Annotated in this window: 22 protein-coding genes; 8 read left to right on the forward strand and 14 right to left on the reverse strand. The window is 58.7% G+C overall.

The annotated features are described in order from the left end of the window. Positions 1 to 74 precede the first annotated feature (74 nt). A complete protein-coding gene (locus BLU89_RS05510; protein WP_074735101.1) occupies positions 75 to 1,979 on the forward strand; it encodes a glycosyltransferase family 2 protein in 1,905 nt (634 codons plus the stop codon). On the opposite strand, the gene BLU89_RS05515 is transcribed toward BLU89_RS05510, so the two are convergent. Beyond that, positions 1,936 to 2,583, reverse strand: a complete 648-nt coding sequence (locus BLU89_RS05515; RefSeq protein ID WP_074735103.1) for a GntR family transcriptional regulator — start codon at positions 2,581 to 2,583, stop codon at positions 1,936 to 1,938. The two genes, BLU89_RS05510 and BLU89_RS05515, sit on opposite strands and share 44 nt — an antisense overlap. A gap of 100 nt (positions 2,584 to 2,683) precedes the next feature. Here BLU89_RS05515 and BLU89_RS05520 point away from each other — a divergent pair, with 100 nt between their 5' ends. The 3 genes from BLU89_RS05520 to BLU89_RS05530 all read left to right on the forward strand — a co-directional run bounded on the left by BLU89_RS05520 (position 2,684) and on the right by BLU89_RS05530 (position 4,943). Beyond that, positions 2,684 to 3,328: a pyrimidine 5'-nucleotidase gene (locus BLU89_RS05520; RefSeq protein ID WP_074735105.1), complete on the forward strand. Its 645-nt coding sequence runs from the start codon at positions 2,684 to 2,686 to the stop codon at positions 3,326 to 3,328. Positions 3,329 to 3,414: 86 nt separating this feature from the next. Beyond that, positions 3,415 to 3,663, forward strand: a complete 249-nt coding sequence (locus tag BLU89_RS05525; RefSeq protein ID WP_074735107.1) for a hypothetical protein — start codon at positions 3,415 to 3,417, stop codon at positions 3,661 to 3,663. Between the two features lie 83 nt (positions 3,664 to 3,746). Further along, positions 3,747 to 4,943: a UbiH/UbiF family hydroxylase gene (locus tag BLU89_RS05530; protein WP_074735109.1), complete on the forward strand. Its 1,197-nt coding sequence runs from the start codon at positions 3,747 to 3,749 to the stop codon at positions 4,941 to 4,943. Positions 4,944 to 4,974: 31 nt separating this feature from the next. Here BLU89_RS05530 and BLU89_RS05535 read toward each other — a convergent pair whose 3' ends face one another. Further along, positions 4,975 to 6,102: an aminotransferase class V-fold PLP-dependent enzyme gene (locus BLU89_RS05535; RefSeq protein ID WP_074735111.1), complete on the reverse strand. Its 1,128-nt coding sequence runs from the start codon at positions 6,100 to 6,102 to the stop codon at positions 4,975 to 4,977. 238 nt (positions 6,103 to 6,340) lie between these two features. Here BLU89_RS05535 and BLU89_RS05540 point away from each other — a divergent pair, with 238 nt between their 5' ends. After that, entirely contained in the window at positions 6,341 to 7,036 is a 696-nt protein-coding gene (locus BLU89_RS05540; RefSeq protein ID WP_074735113.1) for a histidine utilization transcriptional repressor HutC, read from the forward strand. Positions 7,037 to 7,042: 6 nt separating this feature from the next. Here BLU89_RS05540 and BLU89_RS05545 read toward each other — a convergent pair whose 3' ends face one another. Then, on the reverse strand, positions 7,043 to 7,501 hold the full coding sequence (locus tag BLU89_RS05545; RefSeq protein ID WP_074735115.1) for an Lrp/AsnC family transcriptional regulator: 459 nt from the start codon (positions 7,499 to 7,501) through the stop codon (positions 7,043 to 7,045). After that, positions 7,498 to 7,953, reverse strand: coding sequence for an Lrp/AsnC family transcriptional regulator (locus tag BLU89_RS05550; RefSeq protein WP_074735117.1), 456 nt, complete (start codon positions 7,951 to 7,953; stop codon positions 7,498 to 7,500). The genes BLU89_RS05545 and BLU89_RS05550 overlap by 4 nt, the downstream gene beginning before the upstream one ends. A 107-nt stretch (positions 7,954 to 8,060) precedes the next feature. On the opposite strand from BLU89_RS05550, the gene ilvC reads away from it, so the two are divergent. Next, positions 8,061 to 9,107: a ketol-acid reductoisomerase gene (gene ilvC / locus BLU89_RS05555; protein WP_342721951.1), complete on the forward strand. Its 1,047-nt coding sequence runs from the start codon at positions 8,061 to 8,063 to the stop codon at positions 9,105 to 9,107. Positions 9,108 to 9,152: 45 nt separating this feature from the next. Here the strand turns inward: ilvC and BLU89_RS05560 are convergent, their stop codons facing one another. Continuing rightward, the gene (locus tag BLU89_RS05560) at positions 9,153 to 9,608 is read right to left on the reverse strand and encodes an SRPBCC domain-containing protein (RefSeq protein WP_083347677.1); all 456 of its coding nucleotides are present in this window, start codon (positions 9,606 to 9,608) and stop codon (positions 9,153 to 9,155) included. Further along, positions 9,605 to 9,913 carry an ArsR/SmtB family transcription factor gene (locus tag BLU89_RS05565; protein WP_074735121.1) on the reverse strand — a complete coding sequence of 103 codons (309 nt, stop codon included), beginning with the start codon at positions 9,911 to 9,913 and terminating at the stop codon, positions 9,605 to 9,607. The genes BLU89_RS05560 and BLU89_RS05565 overlap by 4 nt, the downstream gene beginning before the upstream one ends. A 78-nt stretch (positions 9,914 to 9,991) precedes the next feature. Here BLU89_RS05565 and BLU89_RS05570 point away from each other — a divergent pair, with 78 nt between their 5' ends. Beyond that, complete coding sequence (locus BLU89_RS05570; RefSeq protein ID WP_074735122.1) at positions 9,992 to 10,894, forward strand: DMT family transporter; 903 nt, start codon at positions 9,992 to 9,994, stop codon at positions 10,892 to 10,894. Here the strand turns inward: BLU89_RS05570 and glmM are convergent. From glmM to BLU89_RS05610, 8 genes are all read right to left on the reverse strand, one after another. Next, the gene (gene glmM / locus BLU89_RS05575; RefSeq protein ID WP_074735124.1) at positions 10,891 to 12,234 is read right to left on the reverse strand and encodes a phosphoglucosamine mutase; all 1,344 of its coding nucleotides are present in this window, start codon (positions 12,232 to 12,234) and stop codon (positions 10,891 to 10,893) included. The genes BLU89_RS05570 and glmM overlap by 4 nt on opposite strands. 33 nt (positions 12,235 to 12,267) lie before the next feature. Then, positions 12,268 to 13,266, reverse strand: a complete 999-nt coding sequence (gene folP, locus BLU89_RS05580) for a dihydropteroate synthase (RefSeq protein WP_245709661.1) — start codon at positions 13,264 to 13,266, stop codon at positions 12,268 to 12,270. Beyond that, entirely contained in the window at positions 13,263 to 14,183 is a 921-nt protein-coding gene (locus tag BLU89_RS05585; protein ID WP_074736412.1) for a dihydroneopterin aldolase, read from the reverse strand. Before BLU89_RS05585 ends, folP begins: the two co-directional genes overlap by 4 nt. Positions 14,184 to 14,384: 201 nt before the next feature. Next, complete coding sequence (locus tag BLU89_RS05590) at positions 14,385 to 15,023, reverse strand: cell wall hydrolase (protein WP_074735127.1); 639 nt, start codon at positions 15,021 to 15,023, stop codon at positions 14,385 to 14,387. Between the two features lie 186 nt (positions 15,024 to 15,209). Beyond that, complete coding sequence (locus BLU89_RS05595; protein WP_074736414.1) at positions 15,210 to 17,705, reverse strand: putative PEP-binding protein; 2,496 nt, start codon at positions 17,703 to 17,705, stop codon at positions 15,210 to 15,212. Between the two features lie 102 nt (positions 17,706 to 17,807). Beyond that, positions 17,808 to 20,069 carry a glycine--tRNA ligase subunit beta gene (gene glyS / locus BLU89_RS05600; RefSeq protein WP_074735129.1) on the reverse strand — a complete coding sequence of 754 codons (2,262 nt, stop codon included), beginning with the start codon at positions 20,067 to 20,069 and terminating at the stop codon, positions 17,808 to 17,810. 9 nt (positions 20,070 to 20,078) lie between these two features. Next, positions 20,079 to 21,287 (reverse strand): sodium/glutamate symporter, encoded by a 1,209-nt coding sequence (gene gltS / locus BLU89_RS05605; RefSeq protein WP_074736416.1) that lies wholly within the window; start codon positions 21,285 to 21,287, stop codon positions 20,079 to 20,081. Between the two features lie 5 nt (positions 21,288 to 21,292). Further along, entirely contained in the window at positions 21,293 to 21,814 is a 522-nt protein-coding gene (locus tag BLU89_RS05610) for a DUF6446 family protein (protein WP_074735130.1), read from the reverse strand. Between the two features lie 78 nt (positions 21,815 to 21,892). Here BLU89_RS05610 and BLU89_RS05615 point away from each other — a divergent pair, with 78 nt between their 5' ends. Beyond that, on the forward strand, positions 21,893 to 22,525 hold the full coding sequence (locus tag BLU89_RS05615) for a MarC family protein (protein ID WP_074735132.1): 633 nt from the start codon (positions 21,893 to 21,895) through the stop codon (positions 22,523 to 22,525). The last annotated feature ends 3 nt before the right edge of the window (positions 22,526 to 22,528 follow it).

The raw sequence follows: 22,528 nt of genomic DNA on the forward strand, positions 1-22,528 counted from the left end.
ATAATTCAGCGTTAACCGGGCGTTAACCCTGTTTAAGCAACCCTGCCGGTCGTTACTTGTGGCAGGGCTTGCAAATGGTTGAACTGAATCTCCAGCGCCAGATACCGGCAAAACCGGTACCCGGCCCCCATTCACGCAAACCTTTGGGCACCTGCCTGCGGGATCAGGGCGTGATTTCTAGTTCTCAATTGCAGCAGGCATTGCGAATGCAGGCGCGCCAGAATGCGCCTTTGGGGGAAATCCTGGTTGGTGAAGGCTGGGCCAGCCGGGCCGAAGTGCTGTCTGCCCTCTCCGAACAGACCGGCCTGCAGATCGCCGATTTGGAACACAATCCTCCTGCTGCTGACCTCTGCGCGCTCAGGCCGGTCGCGTTCTGGTTGGCGCATAACGTTCTGCCATGGATGCGGGTCGGGCCGATCCTGCTCATCGCGACATCACGGCCTGACCGGTTTGAAGAGGTCGCAGCCGCGCTCGGCGATACGGGCTATACCGTCTTGCCGGTTCTGGCCGGGGCCGAGCAAATTGATGCCGCCATCGCACGCCACTTTGCCGCCGAACTGGCACAGGCCGCTGAGACGCGGGTCGAAGCACGACAAAGCTGCCGCAACTGGAAGGCAGTGGCACGGATCAGGCCCCTTGCAACGACAATGCTGCTGATTACGTTGTTTGCGGCATTTCCGGCACAAGGACTGACCGTGCTGCTCTGGGCAACGCTCGTGACACTGGCACTCTTCCTGCTCCTTCGCATTTCGGGGCTGATGGCCTATCTGATCCCACGCAGGTCCCGCCCTGTTGCCGAAGACCCCTTTCGCTTGCCGTGCGTGTCAATACTGGTGCCGCTGTATAAAGAAAAAGAGATCGCCGATGCCCTGATTGCGCGCCTGCAGCGGCTGACCTACCCCAAGGCGCTGCTGGATGTCATTCTGGTGCTTGAGGAACAGGATGATGTCACCAAGGCAGCGCTACGTGACGTCCAGCTGCCTAGCTGGATACGTGCGCTTGAGGTGCCAAAGCTCGGAAATCTGACCACCAAGCCCCGCGCCATGAACTATGCGCTGGATTTCTGCCGAGGGGAAATCCTCGGCGTCTGGGATGCCGAAGATGCCCCCCTGCCCGATCAGATCGAAACCGTCGCCCGTCATTTTGCAACCGCCCCCGGGGATGTGGTGTGCCTGCAAGGCGTACTGGACTATTACAACCCCCGCACCAACTGGCGGTCACGGTGTTTCACAATCGAATACAGCGGCTGGTTCCGGGTGATTCTGAAAGGCATAGCGCGATTGGGTCTTGTGGTGCCACTGGGGGGGACCACCTTCTTTTTCCGCCGCGACAAGCTGGTAGAGCTTGGCGGGTGGGACGCCCATAACGTCACCGAAGATGCCGATCTGGGTGTTCGCCTGTGCCGGGCCGGGTACAGAACTGAGATTGTGAACACCGCCACCTATGAAGAGGCCAATTTTCGCGCCTGGCCATGGATCAAGCAACGCTCACGCTGGCTAAAGGGCTTCATGGTCACCTATCTGGTGCATATGCGCGCACCGCTGCAGCTGCTGCGCGATCTAGGGCCGCTTAGATTTCTCGGGCTTCAAGCGTTTTTTCTCGGAACGCTCGGGCAGTTTCTGCTAGCTCCTGTTTTGTGGGTATTCTGGCTGATATTCCTCAACCTGTCGCACCCGTTTCAACACATTATGACGCCCGAGTTTCTGCGCGGATGTGTTTACCTGTTTCTCACTGCAGAAGCCGCAAATCTTCTGGTCGGCGTGTTGGGGGTCATCGCGGGCAACAGACGGTTCCTGCTGCCCTGGGTTCCGACCATGATCCTTTATTTCCCACTGGGCGTTCTGGCGGCCTACAAAGGGTTGTGGGAACTGGCGGTCAAGCCCTTCTTCTGGGATAAAACCCAGCACGGCCATGCGGTCGAAGAATGTGATGCCACTATTTCTCGCGCCGCACTGCGTCCTGTTTCAAACGGGTCATGAACGCGACCGAGATGTGGTCCTGCAAGGCTCGCGCCGCGCCGTCTTCATCGCGCGCGGCGACGGCTTCAACAATGCCCTTGTGTTCACTCTGCGCGATCTCACCCCGCCCCTCGGCCGCCAGGGATGTAGTTGCCATTAGTGCCATGGTCCGATGCACCAGATCCAGTTGCTGCACCAGATAGCGATTATGCGAGGCTAGATGGATCTGCTCGTGAAACCGCCGGTTGGCGCGCGACAATGCAAGTGGGTCATTCACCAGTGCATCATCGGCTGTCACCATTTCTTGCAGAACACGGATTTCCTCTTCGGTGGCATGTTTGGCGGCCAACCGCGCGGCGAGCCCTTCCAGCTCGCGTCGGACAATATACAGTTCGGCCATCTGGTTGTGATCCAGAGACGCCACAATCAGCGACCGCCCATCACGTTCCAACAGAGACTGCGTCTCAAGCCGCTGCAACGCCTCGCGGATCGGGGTGCGTGACACGCCAAAACGCTCGGCCAGTTCACTTTCCACCAGCCGGTCGCCCGGCTTGTAGACACCCACATCTATCGCTTCGAGTATCAGGCTATAGGCATCTGTATTGGACTGTTTGAATTGGGGCATCGGCTGTCTGATCTCCTCGTTCGGACCTGTCTAGCCGCCACACGCCCCCACGATCAAGTGCAGCATTGAAAACACGGGCCTATCGCCCTACACCCAAGGCATGATTAAACCAGCCTTTGCTCACGTCACCCAATGGGTGTTCGACCTCGACAATACGCTCTACCCGCCGCATATGCGCCTGTTCGATCAGATCGAAGTGCTGATGACGGATTACGTGGTGCAGGCCATCGGTGTGGATCGCTCCGAAGCCGACCGGTTACGCTCGCACTATTGGCGCCAATACGGGACCACGCTGGCCGGGTTGATGGCTGAACATGATCTGGACCCCGATCCCTATCTGCACGCGGTGCATCAGGTTGACATGAGCCATATGGAACCGGATACCGAACTTGCCGACTATATCAACGCTCTGCCCGGCCGGCGCATTGTTTATACCAATGGCAGCGCGCCCTATGCCGAACGGGTGCTGGCTGCACGCGGGCTTTCCGGGGTGTTCGATGCGATCTACGGCGTGGAACATGCAGGCTATCGCCCCAAGCCCGAAAAAGCCGCGTTCGAGGCGATCTTTGCGCAAGACGGGATCACCGCAGAAAAGGCCGCCATGTTCGAAGACGATCCGCGCAATCTTGCTGCCCCGCATGAAATGGGAATGCGCACTGTTCACGTCGCGCCTGATCCGCACATGGCAGATCACATTCACCACCACACCGACGATCTGACCGCCTTTCTATCGCGCTTGGTCTGAATGTCGCACTGCGACGATCTGCACCTGCGCACACGGCCGCATCTCACCTATATGCGCCCCAGCGACGAACAGAATCGGAGATCCCAATGACCGCGCTTGAGATGCCACGGCGCCTGCCCCTATGGCAGCGTCTATTTTTTGCAGTTCCGCTGTTTGGCTGGATGGCCCGAGACGCGGCCAATGGCACGGCTCAGGATTGGTATTATACCGCAGCGGCCATCATCAGCATGTGGGGCTGCTCAACGCTGCTGTTCGGTCTGCCCGGTCTTTATATCCCCGCTGTCATGATGGTGCCGGTGATGTTCCTGATCCTCATCCTGATCTCTCGCGGATAAGGAACGAGACAGGATGTCACTTGGCGCCTGCCAGGTAACAGCACTAGGGTCCGCCGCAACGGAGACATGCCCATGATCGACCAATGACTGACAGCTGTGACATCCTGATTTCCGGTGGCGGCATCGCCGGATTGACTGCCGCCGCCGCCTTCGGAACTGCCGGGTTCGATGTGGTTTGCGTCGATCCCACTCCGCCGATCACACAGCGTGACGTGGATGGATCGGACTTGCGCACAACAGCGTTTCTGCAACCTGCGCGCGGCTTGCTTGAACAATGCGGCCTCTGGGCCCTGCTGGCTGTGCATGCAGCGCCCCTCCAGATCATGCGTATCGTTGATGCGGGCGGCGATGTGCCTGAACCCCGCGTGGTGCGTGATTTCAATGCTGCTGATATCTCGGACCATCCGTTTGGGTGGAACCTGCCCAACTGGCTGTTGCGGCGCGAGATGGTGGCACGCCTTGCAGAGTTGCCCAATGTCGATTTCCGCCCGGGCACCGGTACCGTCAGCCTTTTCACCCGCACCGCCGAGGCGCGTGTTGGTCTGAGCGACGGCAGTCGTATCCGCTGCAAACTAGTGGTTGCCGCCGATGGCCGCTCTTCTCCGATGCGCGAGGCGGCCGGGATCAACGTTCACACCACACGCTATGGCCAAAAGGCACTGGCCTTCGCGGTCACGCACCCGATTCCGCACGAGAATGTCTCAACCGAAATCCACCGTTCCGGCGGGCCGTTCACTCTGGTCCCTCTGCCCGACTGGCAGGGTCAACCGTCATCGGCGATCGTCTGGATGGAGCGCGGGCCGCGCGCGGTCGAGTTGCTCAACCTTGACAACGACGCGTTCGAAGCTGCGATGACCGAACGTTCATGCGGGTTGTTCGGGCCGCTGAAACTGGCATCGCGCCGAACGGTCTGGCCAATCATCAGCCAGTCGGCAGAACGCCTTTCGGGCGAACGTATCGCGCTGATGGCCGAAGCTGCACATGTGGTGCCCCCCATTGGGGCGCAGGGGTTGAACATGTCGCTGGGCGATCTGAGCAGTCTACTGGAATTGGCGCAATCCCGCCCCGAGGGTTTAGGCGATGCACAAATGCTCGAGGCCTATCACAAGGCCCGCCATTCCGAGATCGAACTGCGCGTCAAAGGGATCGACCTGCTGAACCGCGCCTCGATGATCGAGGCGCGTCCGCTGCGGGATGCACGGGCGATGGGCTTGAACGCGCTCTATTCGTTGCCACCCGTGCGTAAGACGCTGATGCAGATGGGTCTTGGAGTACGATAAATCGTAGGACGGGCTTCTGCCCGCCACTCGATCAAAGCACCTGTTCCAGCACGCGCCGCAACCGCGCGATGGTCCCGTCCACATCGTAGAGTTTATCGAGACCGAACAAGCCCAATCGAAATGTGCTAAAGCCCTCGGGTTCATCACATTGCAGCGGCACACCCGCTGCAATCTGCATTCCAAGGGCCGCGAACTTCTTGCCGTTCTGGACCTCGGGGTCTGCTGTGTAGCTGACCACTACGCCCGGCGCGCCGAAACCATCTGCGGCAACCGACATGACGCCCGTGCCCTTCAAATACGCCCGTACACCATCGCCCAACGCCCACTGAGCCACACGCAGCTTGTCGAACCCGTAGTCCCGGGTCTCGGCCATCGTATCGCGAAAGGCGCGCAGCGAATCCGTGGGCAAGGTGGCATGATAGGCATGACCGCCATTCTCATAGGCCTGCATGATCTGGCGCCATTTCTTGAGATCGATCGCAAAGCTGTCGGATGTGGTCTCGGACAACCGACCCTCGGCCCGTTCGGACAGCATCACCAGGCCAGCACAAGGCGTCGCGCTCCACCCCTTTTGCGGGGCCGAGATCAGAACGTCGACGCCGGTCGCCTTCATGTCGACCCACGCACAGCCCGAGGCAATGCAATCCAGCACCATCAGCGCGCCCACCTCATGCGCTGCCGCAGCCATCGCTGTCACGTAATCATCGGGCAGAATCACTCCTGCCGATGTCTCAACATGAGGTGCAAAGACAACACCCGGACGGTTTTCACGAATTGTCGCCACAACCTCATCAATCGGCGCAGGTGCAAAGGGCGACGGGCTGGCATTGCCAGTTTCACGCGCCTTGAGAACCATGGTCGAGGAAGTCAGATCTCCGGATTCGATAATCTGGCTCCACCGATAGGAAAACCACCCATTGCGCACCACAAGTACATCGGCCCCGCGCGCGAACTGACGGGCGACAGCTTCCATCCCGTAGGTGCCGCCACCGGGAATAACTGCAACGCCATCCGCGTTATACACTTCACGCAGCATCTCAGAGATGTCCCGCATGACTTGTTGAAAGCTTGCAGACATGTGATTCAGAGATCGATCCGTGAATACAACCGAGAATTCTTCCAGACCGTCCGGGTCGATAGTTTCCAGCAATGCGGGCATCCTACATCCTTTCCTGTGGCTCTTCTGTTTCTGCACTTTCGCCCGGCTTGGGTAAAGTACTCATCAAGCGCCGCCAATTGACCTAAGGTAATCTGCAACCTTCGGTTTTGTTTTGAACTGCTCCATGCAACAAATAGAAGAAATGACGCCAAATAGTGTCAGCTGAGCTTTACACTCAAAGGTGTTTCTGAACAGATGCACACACTTAGAACATGAATGGATATTTCAGCTCGTGACAATGCAAACTCGGATTAGTTTTCAGGTCGTCCGGGACGAAGTTAAAAGACGGATCGAATCCCGCATCTGGCCCCAGGGCTCGCTTCTGCCCACCGAAACGCAACTGGCGGATGAGTTCAATTGCGCCCGCGCCACAGTAAACCGTGCGCTCAGAGAGCTGGCTGAACAGGGCTTTGTCGAACGCAAACGCAAAAGCGGGACGCGGGTCAAAAAAGAACCTCGCAAACAGGCCAAACTTGAAATTTCTCTGGCGCGTCAGATAGTTGAAAGCCAGAACTCTGCCTATCGTTACGCTCTGGTTGAACGAAAAGTGGTCTACAGCCCCGGCTGGCTTACCTCGCAACTGGACGTCGAACCCGACGCCCGTGTGCTACATATCATCTGTATGCACTACGCCGATAACCGTCCCTTCCAGCTTGAGGAACGCTGGATCAACATCGACGCCGTGCCCGAAGTGGAACATGCCGACCTCGACAAAAGCGGCCCGCATGAATGGTTGCTGAATGCCGCACCATTTACCGAGGCCGAAATCGCGTTTTGCGCCATATCCGCCGATAGTCGCCTGGCCGAGTTCATGGGAACCACCACCGGAACGTCGATGATTCAACTTGAACGGACCACGTGGAAAAACGGGCAACCGATGACCTTTGCCCGCATGACCCATCACCCGGGATTCCGCATTCGCACCAGATACTGACGCAGGTCAACCGATCGGCCCAGGCAGACGTTCTTCGCTGAGCAGCACGTTGGCCTCGACGTCTCCAGCCCCCGGCAAGGTCATGATTCGCCGCCGTAGGACCCGTTCGAAATCGGACAGATCGCGTGCGACGACGCGCAGGCGATAATCATAGAGCCCCAGCACATGCTCGACCGTCTGCACCTCGGGGATGGCACTGACCGCGCGTTCGAAATCCTCAAGACTGACCTGCCCTTTGCGTGCCAGTTTCACCCCCAGAAAAACAGTCACCCCAAATCCAAGCGCCTCGGCATTCAACCGCAACCGGCGTCCCTTGATCACCCCCACCTCTTCCAGCCGCCGGATTCGACGCCATGTGGCAGGCTGAGACAACCCAAACTTGCGGCCCAACGCACCTGCACTTTGGGTCGCGTCCTGTGTCAGAGCACGCAAAATTTTCCGGTCGATCTCATCTAATTCAATCATATCGGCAACACCTCATCCCGCTTAACCCTCGCGATATGCATCAGCGCCTCAATGTCCGCGATATGAGGCAGTGTTAGGATGCGGTCACGATACACCTGTTGATAATGGCCCATGTCTCGCGCCAGAACGGATAGGCGCACATCCACGCGCCCCAGAAAAGTCTGAATTTCGATCACCTCGGCCACTTCACGTGCTGCAGCGGTAAAGTCGTCAAAGGCCCTCGCCTGCGTCTTGTCCAGCGTCACCCGCAGCGATACTTCGACCGCATATCCAAGCGCCGCCCAGTCGATCACGGCTTCCTGCCCTTCGATAACTCCTGCAGCCTGCATCTTTTCGATCCGTCGCCAGCACACGCCCTGGCCGATCCTGCAGCGCTCGGCCAGTTCTGCCATTGTCAGACTGGGTTCGGATTGAAAATGGCGCAGGATACGCCGGTCGATATCATCAAGCATGATTATTTCATCTTTTCTCGTTTTGAAGAATTATTCTTCACTAATCGACCAAATACTCAAGCCTAACCCTATCGCCAATAGCACAATCTCGGGATAGAACCACCGCAATCGAAACTGAAAGGACCGGCGAAATGCGCGTCTATTACGATCGCGATTGCGACATCAACCTGATCAAAGACAAAAAAGTGGCGATTCTGGGCTATGGCAGCCAAGGTCACGCACATGCGCTGAACCTGCGCGACTCGGGCGCGAAAAACCTTGTCGTCGCCCTCCGCGAAGGATCCGCATCGGCCAAAAAGGCCGAAGGTGAAGGCCTGCAGGTGATGGGTATCGCCGAGGCCGCAGCCTGGTGCGACGTCATCATGTTCACCATGCCCGACGAATTGCAGGCCGAAACCTATAAGAAATACGTGCATGACAACATCAAGCCGGGCGCTGCCATCGCATTCGCCCACGGCCTGAACGTGCATTTCGGCTTGATCGAGCCGAAAGAAGGCGTTGACGTCATCATGATGGCCCCCAAAGGCCCCGGCCACACCGTGCGCGGTGAATACACCAAAGGCGGCGGCGTTCCTTGCCTTGTAGCTGTTAACAACGACGCAACCGGCAAAGCGCTGGAAATTGGCCTGTCCTATTGCTCGGCCATTGGTGGCGGGCGCTCGGGCATCATCGAAACCAACTTCCGCGAAGAATGCGAAACCGACCTGTTCGGTGAGCAGGCCGTACTGTGCGGCGGTCTGGTCGAACTGATCCGCTGTGGCTTTGAAACTCTGGTCGAAGCGGGCTACGCGCCAGAGATGGCCTATTTCGAGTGTCTGCACGAGGTGAAGCTGATCGTTGACCTGATCTATGAAGGCGGCATTGCCAACATGGATTACTCGATCTCGAACACTGCCGAGTACGGCCAGTACGTCACCGGCCCGCGTATCCTGAAATACGACGAGACCAAAGCGCGTATGAAAGCGGTTCTGGACGACATCCAGCAGGGTAAATTCGTTCGTGACTTCATGCTGGAAAACGCTGTTGGTCAGCCGACCATCAAAGCGTCGCGTCGTGCCAATGACGAACACATGATCGAGGAAACCGGTGCGAAACTGCGCGCCATGATGCCCTGGATCTCGGCCGGAAAAATGGTCGACAAAGAAAAGAACTAAGCCTGACATTTGTCAGCGAAAGGGCGGCCCCAGTGGCCGCCCTTTTCATTTCGCAACAGCATTTGCGTAGCATTCGCCCAGAACATAATCCCAGCCGCTATCGTAACCGGTGCGCTTACCTGTTGCCTCCGTTGCCCAAACTTCCCAGCCCGAATGCGTTAATGTCACTTTGGTCTGCCCGTCTCCATAGGTCTCAAACCTGATTTCGACCTGCGTTGGGCGGTCTTTGTTTGTGCCGGGGTGCCAGCTAAAAGTCAGCCGGGCACCCTCTTCAAAGACCAACACTGTACCCCAATCTGCGCGCGCGCCGTCGAACATTTTTTCATACACCGCGCCGCCGACCCGAGGTTCGATCACAACCGCCAGCGCAGGCTGACCTTGTGAGGCAGACACGGCATGCCCGTACAAGGGCCACCATTTGGCGATCCGGTTTACGAAGATATCAAAAGCGCGCTCTGGCACCGCGTTCACGACAATTGTTTTGATGATTGGGTCGATCATGCGTCTCGTCCTTTGTTTACCTCGGCGGCGAAGCTCTCCAAGGCGTCCGACCAGTACCGCTCAAGCCAGGCGCGCAAATCCGCCAGCCCTTCGGGCCGTGCGGCATAGATCCGCCGCGTACCCTCGGCCCGGCAAACCACCAGTCCAGCATCAGATAGGACCTTCAGATGTTGTGAGACCGCCGGGCGGCTCACAGGTAAGTCTGCGGCCAGATCGCCAACGGCCCGAGGGCATTCGGCGACGGCCTCAAAGACCTGACGGCGGGTGGAATCGCCAAGCGCTGAGAACATATTATCGTAAGCCATTACTTACGGTAAGTAAAAGCTAACGTTAGGTCAAGATCAGTGCGTGACACCATTAAATTCGCGCGATAAGGGGATGGAATGGTTCAACAACCGACGAAACAAGATTGGAGCGGTGTATTTACGCTCGGCCTCATTTGGGGTGGTACGTTCATGGTGGTTGCCATGGCGCTTGAAGGGTATGGGCCGGTCACAGTTGCAACTTCGCGAACAACATTAGGGGCCGTAATGCTCCTGATATTAATGCGCCTCACCGGGCGGCGCATCCCTGCGTTGACGCCACCTCTGATTGGTTCAATCTTCTCGATCGGCATTCTGTCGACAGCAGTGCCCTTTATGTTGCTCAGCTGGGGCCAACAATATGTCCCATCAGCCTTTGCGGGCCTGTCTATGGCCGCGATTCCGCTGATGGTGTTGCCACTGGCGCATTTATTCTCGGACGAACCGATGAACCTGCGGCGTCTGATCGGCGTCTGCCTTGGATTCTCTGGCGCGCTTGTGTTGATTGGGCCCGGTTTGGCGCAGCTGGGTCAAGGTACCCAACCGCTGTCGCAACTTGCCTGCGTAACGGCAGCACTTTGCTATGCCTGCTCGTCAATCCTGACCCGTCGGTGCCCGCCGATTGACCCGATGGCATTGGCCGCCCTGACGTTGCTGGTTGGTGCGGTACTGTTGATTCCGATCATGCTGCTGACCGAGGGCCTGCCATCCTGGCAGGGTACGCGACCCAGCGTGGCATTGATCGTTCTGGGCCTTGTTCCCACGGCCTTTGCCAACCTGCTGCGCGTTTCCATCACCCGCAGCGCCGGGTCGGTTTTTCTGACGCTGGTAAACTACCAAGTGCCTATCTGGTCGATGGTCTTCGGGGCGTTGGTACTGTCCGAGGCCTTGCCGCTGCGATTTTACATCGCGCTGGCCATGATCCTGACCGGGTTGGCCATCAGCCAGTGGTTCACCCTGCAGAAAATGCTTCTAAGGCGCTAACCGGCTACCGCCTCGACCTCAGCGACGATCCCGTCGACCACTTGGTTCAGCAGGGCGGCATCCTCGCATTCGGCCATGACACGGATCAGGGGTTCAGTCCCCGACTTACGGATCAACAATCGCCCCTGCCCGTTCAACTGCGCCTCGGCCTCGGAGATGGCGGTCTTGACCGTGGCGGCATCTAACGGAGCCTGCCCAGCTGTGAACCGCACATTCTTTAGCAATTGCGGCACCGTTTCGAACTGGCGCGACAACTCCGAGGCCTTCTTTTCGGATTGGACCATCTCGGCCAAAAAATGCAGCCCGGCCATCAGCCCGTCGCCGGTCGTGGCATAGTCGCTCATCACGATATGGCCAGACTGTTCACCACCAAGGTTAAACCCGCCCTCGCGCATCCGTTCAACCACATAGCGATCACCAACCGCGGTTCGTTCCAGCCGCAGCCCTTGCCCGGCCAAATGCCGTTCGAGCCCAAGGTTCGACATCACCGTCGCCACCAACGCCCCACCTTTAAGCTGATCGTCCCGCGACCAGGCGCTTGCCAGCAGCGCCATCAACTGATCCCCGTCGGCGACCTTGCCGGTTTCGTCAATCACCACGACACGATCGGCATCCCCATCCAGACAAATGCCCACATCCGCGCCATGCGCGACAACGGTCTCAGCAGCAATGCGCGGCTGTGTGGAACCGCAACCAAGGTTGATATTCTTGCCGTCAGGCGCGATGCCGATTGGGATCACATCCGCGCCCAACTCCCATAGGACCTCGGGCGCGGTCCGGTGCGCCGCGCCATTGGCACAGTCGACCACTACCTTCAGTCCATCCAGTCGCAGATTGCGCGGCAGAGACGATTTTACCCGCTCGCCATAGCGAAACCGCGCATCATCGACTCGACGGGCCCGGCCAATGTTCTTCGCCTGCGCCGGTTGCACGCCCTCTTCGATCAACCGTTCAATGTCAATTTCGGCCTGATCTGACAGCTTGAACCCGTCCGGTCCAAAGAACTTGATTCCGTTATCCTCGGCCGGGTTGTGGCTGGCCGAGATCATCACCCCCAGATCAGCCCGCATCGAGCGGGTCATCAGCCCAACCGCTGGTGTCGGCACCGGGCCCAGAAGCAGCACGTTCATCCCGGTCGAAGTCAGGCCGGCCGTCAGAGCATTTTCCAACATATAACCCGAAAGCCGGGTATCCTTGCCGATGACGACCCGGTGCACACCCGAGGCATCACGGCGGAAATACCGGCCAACTGCCGCGCCCATGCGCAATGCCATCTCTGCCGTCATCGGGTGCGTATTTGCGGTCCCCCGCACCCCGTCGGTACCAAACAGCTTGCGCATAAGTCGTTCTCCTGAAAATTCCTTATGCCCGGATTACCGGACGGCGGCCCAAAGACGCAAGGCCTGAGCGGTTTCAGCCACGTCATGTACGCGGATAATCTGCACGCCCTGAGACAATCCCGCCAGAGCAACGGCAATTGAACCCGGCGCGCGCGCATCCTTGCGCGGCTCTTTGCCGATCTGGCCGATGAACCCCTTGCGCGAAACACCCAGCAAGATCGGGCAACCCAACCCATGAAACAGGCTGAGATTTTGTAGAAGCCTAAGGTTATGATCCGTGTTCTTGCCGAACCCGATGCCGGGATCGACGACAATCAGATCACGGCTCAGCCCAAGCCCTTCCAGATGCGCGATTTGCCCATCGAGAAAATCATAAACGTCCAGCAATACGTCATCATAATACGGCTCATCCTGCATCGTGGCCGGATCACCCTGCATGTGCATCACACAGACCGGAGCCTTAACCTGCGCACAAAACGGCGCCAGCTGAGGGTCAAAGGTGAAGCCGGAAACATCATTGATCAGACCAGCACCCGCCTCCTGTGCCGCCTTTGCTACGCGGGCCTTGCGTGTGTCGATTGAGATCAGCGTATCCGACGCGGCACGGATCGCTTCGATCAGAGGCTGCGTGCGGGAAATTTCTTTGTCTTCGGGCACGAAATCAGCACCCGGGCGCGTGGATTCGCCGCCGATGTCCAGAATGCTTGCCCCATGCGCCACCATATCGACGGCAGCGGCGCGCGCGGCATCAACAGAATTGTGCCGCCCGCCATCCGAGAAACTGTCTGGTGTTGCGTTCAGGATGCCCATGATCTGAGGCTGTGCCATATCCAACCCGGCAATTGGCGGGCGCGGCTGGGTCAGGCGGTCCAGTTGTTCCACGGGTATATCAACGGCTTCAACGATCTGCGAAATTCGCCCGCGCTGCAACCGTTCGGCCTGAGTAAACCACAGATTCTGCCCCGCCAGAGTCATTGCCGCATCAGGCCGCAATCGCCCGTGCTGGACCAATGGTCGGTAGTAAGCAGTCACAATTGCGCCTGTTCCACCGGAACCGCGCGCAGCGGCGTTTTTGGGGCCGCGGGCAGGTCTGCGCCGATCACCAACAACTCGCTGGCCTCAAAGGTTGCCGCAAACCAAGCCGCAAGTGCGACGGCATCCGACGGCGCTGCCGATGGGCCATCCACTGCATCCAGCACGATCTTGGACGGTGCCCAGACGCAGATTTGGCCGTTTTTCATCGCCCAATCCAGCTCGGTTCGTGTTGACACGACCACACAGCGGTGATCCCGCGCCGCCAGAACCCAGGCGTTCTGTTCGATCGCCAATAAATCAATCCGGCGCTGAGTCATCACATGACCGGTCTGCGGCACCACCAGATCAGAGGCACCGGCGCACAGGATCAACGGGCGCTGTCGGCTCTCAAGCTGGTCGATCCAACCAGCCAGGTTGTCCGAGGCGATCGCGCTGTTCGACAGAAACACAAGCCGAGGGTGTGGGCGTTCTTCCTCGGTCACATCGTGATGCACGTTGTCTTTGCCACGCACGATCTCGACGCCCAAAGCCCCCGGGCCACGGTCCAGTTTCTCTATGCGAACAAAGGCCCTTACGGCCTGAGGTTCAAGCAAAATCCGTTCTGCTACGCGGTCAGCCAACGTTTCCAAAAGGTTCAACCGCTCCGCCGCCAGCTCAAACGCAATGGCCTCGGTCACCCGGTCATAGGACAGGATGCGGTCCACATCATCGTCAATCGGATCGCTCAGCGGGCGCACCTCGACAACGATGTTGAAACAGATCCGCTGAGTCGTTCCTCGTTCAGCCTGAAACGCACCGATCTCGACCTCGACGATATGATCCCGCAACGAGATTCGATCCAGCGGACCGCGAGGCGCAGTTGCCTCGGACCGTTCGGACGGATGCGCAAAGGCAAGGCGGATTTCGGAACTCATGCGACGGACCTTTTCGGGCTCGGTGGACTGATCAGACCAATTTATTAGCTTCGCGGGCGTGTAGCACCGCAACAAACGCCATTCCAGCATTTGATTGCGGCGTCAGTTGAACCGGAAATCGCAGGATTCTCAGCGAAGAGTCAATTCTTGAGCCACTGGCGGGCGGCACAAATTGCTGCGCGCCCCCTCGCTTTTCGTCAATCAGTTGCTCGCGGTGCGATAATTGTGCTTGTAGAAGATGTGCACTCCAATGCGTGCAGTTTCCTTGTAAACCCGCGACCAAGACGGGCGAACCGCCCTGGTGTGATAGTGCGTAGCACCTGCCGTCATCTCTTCGGCCACACCGTCGATTGCGGCACGCGCCACCTTGGCCACACGCTCATACGCTCGTTTTTCGTTAATGACCTCTTTGTGGCCATCGCAAGTATAGGTGAACTGGCACTGGTACCGCTTGCCTGTCCCCTGCTTGATCACACCGCAGAGCGAGCTTGGAAAACGGCCGCTATCAACGCGATTCAGGATCACTTCGGCAACGGCGAATTGGCCGCGCACGCTTTCACCACGGGCTTCGAAGTACAGCGCTTCGGCAAGGCAGCGGAAATGTTCGTCACCATTCGCCTTTGGCTGTTGGTCCAACCAGCCCTTGGTATAAGAAACTTCGACTTTTTCCGGCGTTTTACGTGGCTTGAACAGCTTCAGGTAGTCGCGGAAATTTTGTGCTGGCAACTCATTCCGTGTAACCAACTCAACAGACTTATCTTCGCCCCGCCTTTCAGCAATGGACAAACCAGGCAGCACGGTTGCTGCCATTACGGCAACAGCCACTATGTAGCGTCTCATCAGATAACCTCGCACAGGCACATACGCGCCAAACCCTCCCCCGGCGGGCGCGACGAGGCTAATACCCCAGACGCAGCGAGACGTCCAGTTCTGATAAAAATGCAAGTGGATTCTTGCCCGTCGGACCGTATTTTTTCGGCCACAGGTCCATCCCAAACCCACTATTTCTAGGGTTAAGGGGTCAAGTCAACCCCCAAGTTTGGACGAAATTGCCAGTTGAGCGGCAGACAGCCGAGCGACAGGCACACGGAACGGCGAACAGGACACATAGTCGAACCCGAGGTCCCTGCAGAGGGCGATTGATTCGGGGTTGCCACCATGTTCACCACAGACAGATAGCGTAACGTCAGGTTGTGCCTCGCGCCCGCGTTCAGCCCCTAGTTTCAACAACTCACCCACACCATCCGCATCCAGCACGTGAAACGGATCTTCGTTGAAGACCCCCAAATTCACGTAAGCCGACATGAACCGCCCCGCATCGTCTCGCGACAATCCATAGGTCATTTGTGTCAAATCGTTGGTCCCAAAGCTGAGAAAGGCGGAATGAGGGGCAATCTCATTCGCGCGCAGACAGGCCCGGGGCGTTTCCACCATCACGCCCAGCCGATAATCGAACTCCTGCCCCTGTTCTGAGGCAACTTCGGCCGCGACCGTATCAATCCGGGTTTTGACCAATTCAACCTCGCGCTTGGCCGAGACCAGCGGGATCATCACCTCGGGCACCACCGGCGCACCTTCCTTACTGGCCTCCAGCGTCGCTTCAAAGATGGCGCGGGCTTGCATGTCGTAGATTTCCGGCACGGTCACGCCCAAACGCACCCCGCGCAAACCCAGCATCGGATTGTATTCGCTCATCGCCTCGACCCGGCGCTCGACATCCGAAACCGGCAGATCCAGCGCCTCGGCCAGTTCTCGCTGTCCGGTGCGGGTGGTGGGCAGGAATTCGTGCAGAGGTGGATCAAACAGACGAATACAAACCGGCTGCCCCTCCATGATCCGAAACAATTGAACGAAATCCTGCCGCTGCATCGGCAGCAGGCGTTCCAGAACAGCGGCCCGACCCGAGGGCGTTTGCGCAAAGATCATCTCACGCATTACGGTCAGGCGACCTGGATCAAAGAACATGTGCTCGGTCCGGCACAGACCAATGCCCTGCGCCTGAAAGTTCCGCGCTGTTTGCGCATCGGCAGGCGTGTCAGCATTGGCCCGAATGGCGATGTCCCGCTCGGCATCGGCCCAACCCATCAGGGTTTGAAAGCAATCATCCAGCGCGGCCTCAAGCATCTCGGGTTGCCCGGCCAGAACCTGCCCGGACGTGCCATCAATGGTCAGGATATCACCTGTCTTGAATACCCGTCCGTCAGGTGCATTCAGCATCTTTTTCTTGGTCTGAAACCGCATCTCGGACGCGCCAACAATACAGGGCAAGCCCAGACCCCGGCCAATCACCGCCGCATGGCTGGTGATCCCGCCCTTTTCGGTCAACACCGCTACAGCAGCGTGCATCCCCCGCACGTCCTCGGGCGAGGTCTCGCGGCGCACAAGAATACATGGCTCGCCCCGCGCGGCGCTGGCCTGCGCCTCGGCGGCGGTAAAGACGATCCGGCCCGTGGCGGCGCCAGGGCTGGCAGCGATACCGGCGGTCAGCACATCACGCTCGGCCTCGGGGTGGACCTGCCGGTGCAGGAGTTCATTCAGCGAATGCGGATCAATGCGCATAACGGCCTCTTGCGGTGGGATGATGCCGTCTTCGGCCAGCCGCACCGCGATCCGCATCCCTGCCCGCGACCCGCGCGGCACCCGCACACCGTCCAGAATATGCACCTGCCCATTCTGTACCACGAACTCAACCTGCATCTCTTCGCGCAGCTTTTCGCGCATCAGCGCGGCGTTGGCCTTGAGGTCTGCGAAAGCCTCGGGCGCCACATCCTCTAGCGATGGTCCGCGATCATCCTTTTCAAGATACAGTGCGGCAACGCCTTCGCCCAGCGCATCTCGCCCCTGACTCTGGCTCAGGTACCGGCCCGTGATCTGAGGCAAACCCGTTGCCGGATCAATCAGTTGCAACACGCCCGAGCCGCATTCGCCTTGCCCGACACCCGGAATCATCTCCTGAACCACCAGCCCAAGTCCGGCATCCGCAGGTGCGCCCTTGGCCTGGCGCAACAGCCGCGCCGAGGTGCCATCCCACGCCCGCGCCATCGACCGCAGCACGCCAATCAGCTGATCACCCCGATCCTGGGGAAACGCCTCGTCGGTTTCATCCTCATAGGCCCGCAAGGACAGGCTCAATCCTTCGCGCCCGTCCGCCTCGATATCATCGAACACATCCGGGTCCAGCCGTGCAACATGCAGCGCATAGCTCTGCACAAATCGCCGATAGAGCGCCGCTGCCGCATCCCGCCCCATATCCGCCGACCGATCCAGATAGCGGGCATCGTTCATACCGATATTCAGCACCGCCCCCGGCCCGCCCCAATCGGGGTCTTCCGAACTGGGCCGTACACACAACAGCGTCTCGGCATCGAACTGTTCCATAATCGCCGCAATATCGGGAATGTCGCCCTTGGCAATTTGCTGCACCGCGTCAAAAGACAGCGCCACCGTGCGCGGCACTGGCATATCCAGCCGGACCAGACGTTGCAGACACTTCGCCCTGCCGCCATGGGTATTGGCGTGCATGGGCGCTTTCGAAGTAATAAGCGTTGTATGCGGATTATTCTGCACTGCGGCACCTTTTGGTTTCACCGCAGCATAAGCCCCTGCGCCCATGGCGCAAGGGCGTTATCCCTCGATACGGGTCAGATCGGCAACGCTGGAGCAGACCTTGCGGATCTGGCTCAGCAGGTTCAGACGGTTGCGGCGAAGGATGTCATTGTCGGTGTTGACCTGCACGTCCTCAAAGAACGCATCCACCGGCCCGCGCAGCGCGGCCATGGCGGCCATTGCTGTTGGGAAATCCTCTGCCTTCAGCGCCGGATCGATCTTGGCCTCTGCCGCATCAAGTGCCGCAAACAACGCCTTTTCGCTGTCGGTCTCGGCAAATTTCACATCCGCACCGTAGGAGTATTCCACTCCATCCTTCTCTTCCGCCTGAGACAGGATGTTATTGGCCCGCTTGAACCCCTGCACGAGATTCTCGCCATCCTCGGTTGCAATCACCGCATTCAGTGCGCGGGCGCGCTTGACCAGCAGGTTGAGGTCGTCATTGCCGTCCATCGCGATGCAGGCGTCGATGATGTCATGACGAATGCCCTCGTCGCGGAGGAAGACCTTGAGGCGGTCGTGGAAGAAGGAGAGGAGGCTGGAAGAAGCTCCGTCAATCTTGGCCGATACGACACTGAGCGTAGAGCCGACTTTCACGTCTGGCTCGAACGGATAATCATCGCTTTCGGAGATTTTCTTCACCACAGATTTGAAAGCTGCTCCAAAAACACCGTGCTGTGCAATCTCTTTCAGAGTGCTTTCGAGCGTGAACAAATCTTGTTCATCTCCACTTTCACGTAGTCCCGTAAGTTCGAGTCGCAACAACTGTCGGTCTACCACGCTGCTGAGGCGTAGACGCAAATCGCTCTCCAAAACCAACCGAATAACCCCCAAGGCCGCACGGCGCAGCGCAAACGGGTCTTTCGATCCGGTCGGCTTCTCATCAATCGCCCAGAACCCGGTCAGTGTATCCAGCTTATCAGCCAGCGCCACGGTCACCGACAGCGGCGCGGTCGGCACGTCATCCGACGGCCCAAGCGGCGAGTAATGCTCCTGCGCCACAGCCGCGACGGCGGCATCTTCGCCAGCAGCCTCGATGTAGTAGCGCCCCATAAGCCCCTGAAGTTCGGGGAATTCATAGACCATTTCCGAGTTCAGATCAGCCTTGGCCAGACGCGCGGCATTTTCGGCCTGATCGGCATCTGCTCCGACCACCGGGGCCAGTTCGCGGGCAAGTGCTGCGATGCGGTCGATCCGTTCTGCCTGCGTGCCCAACTTGTTGTGGAAGGTCACATTCTCCAGCGCGCGAGTCCACTGGGTCATATCCGACTTGGCGACGCGCAGGTCATTCTCCCAGAAGAATTTCGCATCTGCCAGACGGGCGGAAAGCACCTTCTGGTTCCCCGCCAGAATGGTCGCGCCGTTGTCGGCGGTTTCGCGGTTGGCCACGGTGATGAAGCGCTCGATCCGCCCCGTTTTGGGGTTCTTCACAGAAAAGAACTTCTGGTGCTCTTTCATCGAGGTTTGCAGCACCTCGGGCGGCAGTTCGAGGAATTCCTCGTCGATCTGCCCCATCAGCACAACGGGCCATTCGACCAAGCCAGCGACCTCGGCCAGCAGGCCCTGATCGTCGACCACTTCCAGACCGGCGGCAAAGGCCATGTTCTGGGCGTCGTTCCAGATATGCTCGGCGCGTTCCTGGGGCGACAGCACCACAAAGGCGCGTTTCAGCTTGGCGGCGTAATCCTCGAACGAGGTCACGGCAAACCGGTTCGGGGCCATGAAACGATGGCCCTCAGTCGTGTCGCCGGATGCGATCCCTTCGACCGCAAGCGGCACGACCTGCGCTCCGGTTTCATCCGTCAGGATGCACAGGATTGAATGCAAAGGCCGCACCCAGCGCATTGATCCGGCACCCCAGCGCATCGACTTGGGCCATGGGAAGTTGCGGATCGCCTCCTCAAGCACCTCGGCCACGATCTCGGCTGCCGGGCGACCCGCCTTCTCGATGGTAGCGAAATAGACTGCGCCTTTGGGCGTGTCGCGCTCTTCCAATTGATCTCGGGTCAGACCCGCGCCGCGCAGAAACCCTTCGATGGCTTTGTCAGGCGCGCCGACCTTGGGGCCTTTGCGCTCTTCGCGGATCGTGGGGCTTTCCGCCAGCAGGCCCTCAACCGCCAGCGTCAGGCGACGCGGCGTCGTCAGTGCAGCGGCAGAGACATAGGTCAGACCAGCCTCAACCAGACCGTCCGTGATCCGCTTTTTCAGGTCTTCACCGGCACGGGCTTGCATCCGCGCGGGGATTTCTTCGGAAAACAGTTCGATCAGCAGGTCGGGCATAGTCGGTCCTTAGAAATTCACAATCGTCTGGATGACGATGGCATTGGCGATATCCACAAAGAAGGCGGATACAAGGGGCAGCACGATAAAGGCAATAGGCGACGGGCCATATCGCTTGGTTACGGCGGTCATATTCGCAATTGCGGTCGGGGTTGCGCCCAAAGCGAAGCCCCCGAACCCGGCAGCCAGAACGGCACCGCGGTAGTTCGACCCCATCAGCGGGAACAGGACCCACAACACGAACACGACCGTGAATAGGGTTTGCGCAGTCATGATCACAGCGATAGCAAGGCCCAGTTCTGCGATTGTCCAAAGCTGAAGACTCATCAGAGACATCGCCAGAAACGCCCCCAGCGCGAATTCCGAGATTAGTGCCAGTGACGGTGTACGCGACACAGGTGGTGCTTTCGGGGCAATCGCTGCGCGCAGGTTGGCAATCACGATCCCCATGATCAGGCAGGGTACGAACAAGGGCAGTTTCAGTCCTGCAGCACTGATTGCCTCGCTCAGAACATAGCCCGAGATGATCGCGAGGTTCAGAAACAGAAGCACCCGCATAACCGTCAGGTGGTCGATCCCGGACTTTTGATCGCCCCCGTCGGGCAGACCAACCGTATGCTCTTCTTCCGGGCGGCTGGGGCTCAGGTTTCGTCCCTCGATCAGCAACCGTGCAATTGGACCGCCGACAAGTGCCGCCAGCACAAGGCCCAAGGTGGCGACCGCCACTCCCAACTCGGTCGCGCCAGCCAGCCCTGTGGCCTCGCTTACTTCAGGTGCCCAGGCAATCGCGGTGCCGTGCCCACCGATTAAGGCCGCTGAACCAAATAGCACACCAGCTTGCGCCGGATAGCCGAACAACGCAGCACCGACAGCACCGATCACGTTCTGCGCAACGATCGTCAGAAGTGTCAAAACCAGCAGGATCAACAAAGGCTTACCGCCTGCAATCAAATCCGAAAGCCGCGCGTTCAGACCGATCCCCGCAAAGAAGAGAACCAACAGAAAGTCACGTGTGTTCAGTTCGAACGACAATTCAACGCCGAACACCAGATACAACAGCAGCACCAGCAAAGAGGCCAGTAACCCGCCGGTCACCGGTTCGGGGATATTAAAGCTGCGCAAAGCTGCGACGCGGGCATTGATCTCGGCCCCCAGCAGATACACCGCAAAGCCCAGCGTTGCGGTCAGGAAATCCGGGATCTCGACGACCAGCCCCATCTGCGTCAATCCTGCGGCCTTGGCGGGCACTCCTCGCCCACAACTGTTCCGTCATAGGCTTTTTCGCCGCAATTGTTCAGCTCATGCCAAACGAACCCTTTGCCGTCCTGCGTTACGGCTATGATACGGTCGACGCCGTAATGGATGTTCTTGGTGCCCATGAATGCCTGCGCACGCCCCGATTTCAACGCGTCAGCCAAGGCAACAGCATCGTAGCAGTCAAACCACCCCGGCGCCGTCAGAGGTTCAGGGTTTTCAACAAAGACAAATCCGCTCATCTGATCGGGGGTCAGGTTGGTTTCAAAGCAAGCCCTGTATCGGATCGGAGAGCTATCAGCATCGATCCCCTGAAACCCGGAATAGGCAATCGGCTCAGATTCTTCAGCGCCCTGCGCCAGCAGTACAACGTCCTGCCCTGCGCGCGGTTCAACATCGTAGTAGAACCCATATACCTGCAAATAGTACATCCCAGCGCCTGCCAGCACCGCAGAAAACAACAAGATCAAAGCCAACAGTTTTCCGGTCATCTTTTACGACGCCTCTTTCATGTTTGCAGAATATAAGACAGTTTCCAAACCAGCACAGGCAAACATGAGGCTAGCAAAATGGAAACCACCCTTGCCGTCGGATTCTTCGGCGCGTTGTTTGCGATTATGAATCCAATCACAAACTTGCCTGTGTTTCTGAGCGTTACGCAAGACCTGCCCACCTCTGATCAGCGCAAGGTTGCTGTGAAGACCGCGCTGTATTGTGTGATCCTGGGTAGCGCGTTCGCCGCGATCGGCAGCCAAGCGCTTGGGTTGTTTGGTATCAGTGTCGATGATCTGCGTGTCGCCGGTGGATTGGTCGTTTTGATGATTGGTCTGAACATGCTGAACGGAAACGAAAGCAGCTCGCACCATGGGACCGACGGAGAAAAGAAATCCTACCCGGCGCCCGAGACGGTGGCGTTTTATCCGTTGGCCTTTCCTATTCTGGTCGGCCCGGGAACGATCACAACGTTGATCCTCTACGCTCATCACATTAAAACTCCGGTCGAAGCCATTGTCTACGCCGGGGTTTTTCTGTTCGTCGTAAGCCTGTTGTTGATCACTTTCTGGAACGCGTCCGCCTTGGCCAAACGGCTTTCCGACAACGCTCGCGTGATCATGAGTCGCTTCATGGGCATGATCCTTGCGGCCATTGCCATCAGCATGATCGCGGACGGCCTTAAGGCATTGTTGCCAGGACTGGCCTGAGCG

Source organism: Ruegeria halocynthiae (assembly GCF_900106805.1).
Classification (GTDB): Bacteria; Pseudomonadota; Alphaproteobacteria; order Rhodobacterales; family Rhodobacteraceae; genus Ruegeria; species Ruegeria halocynthiae.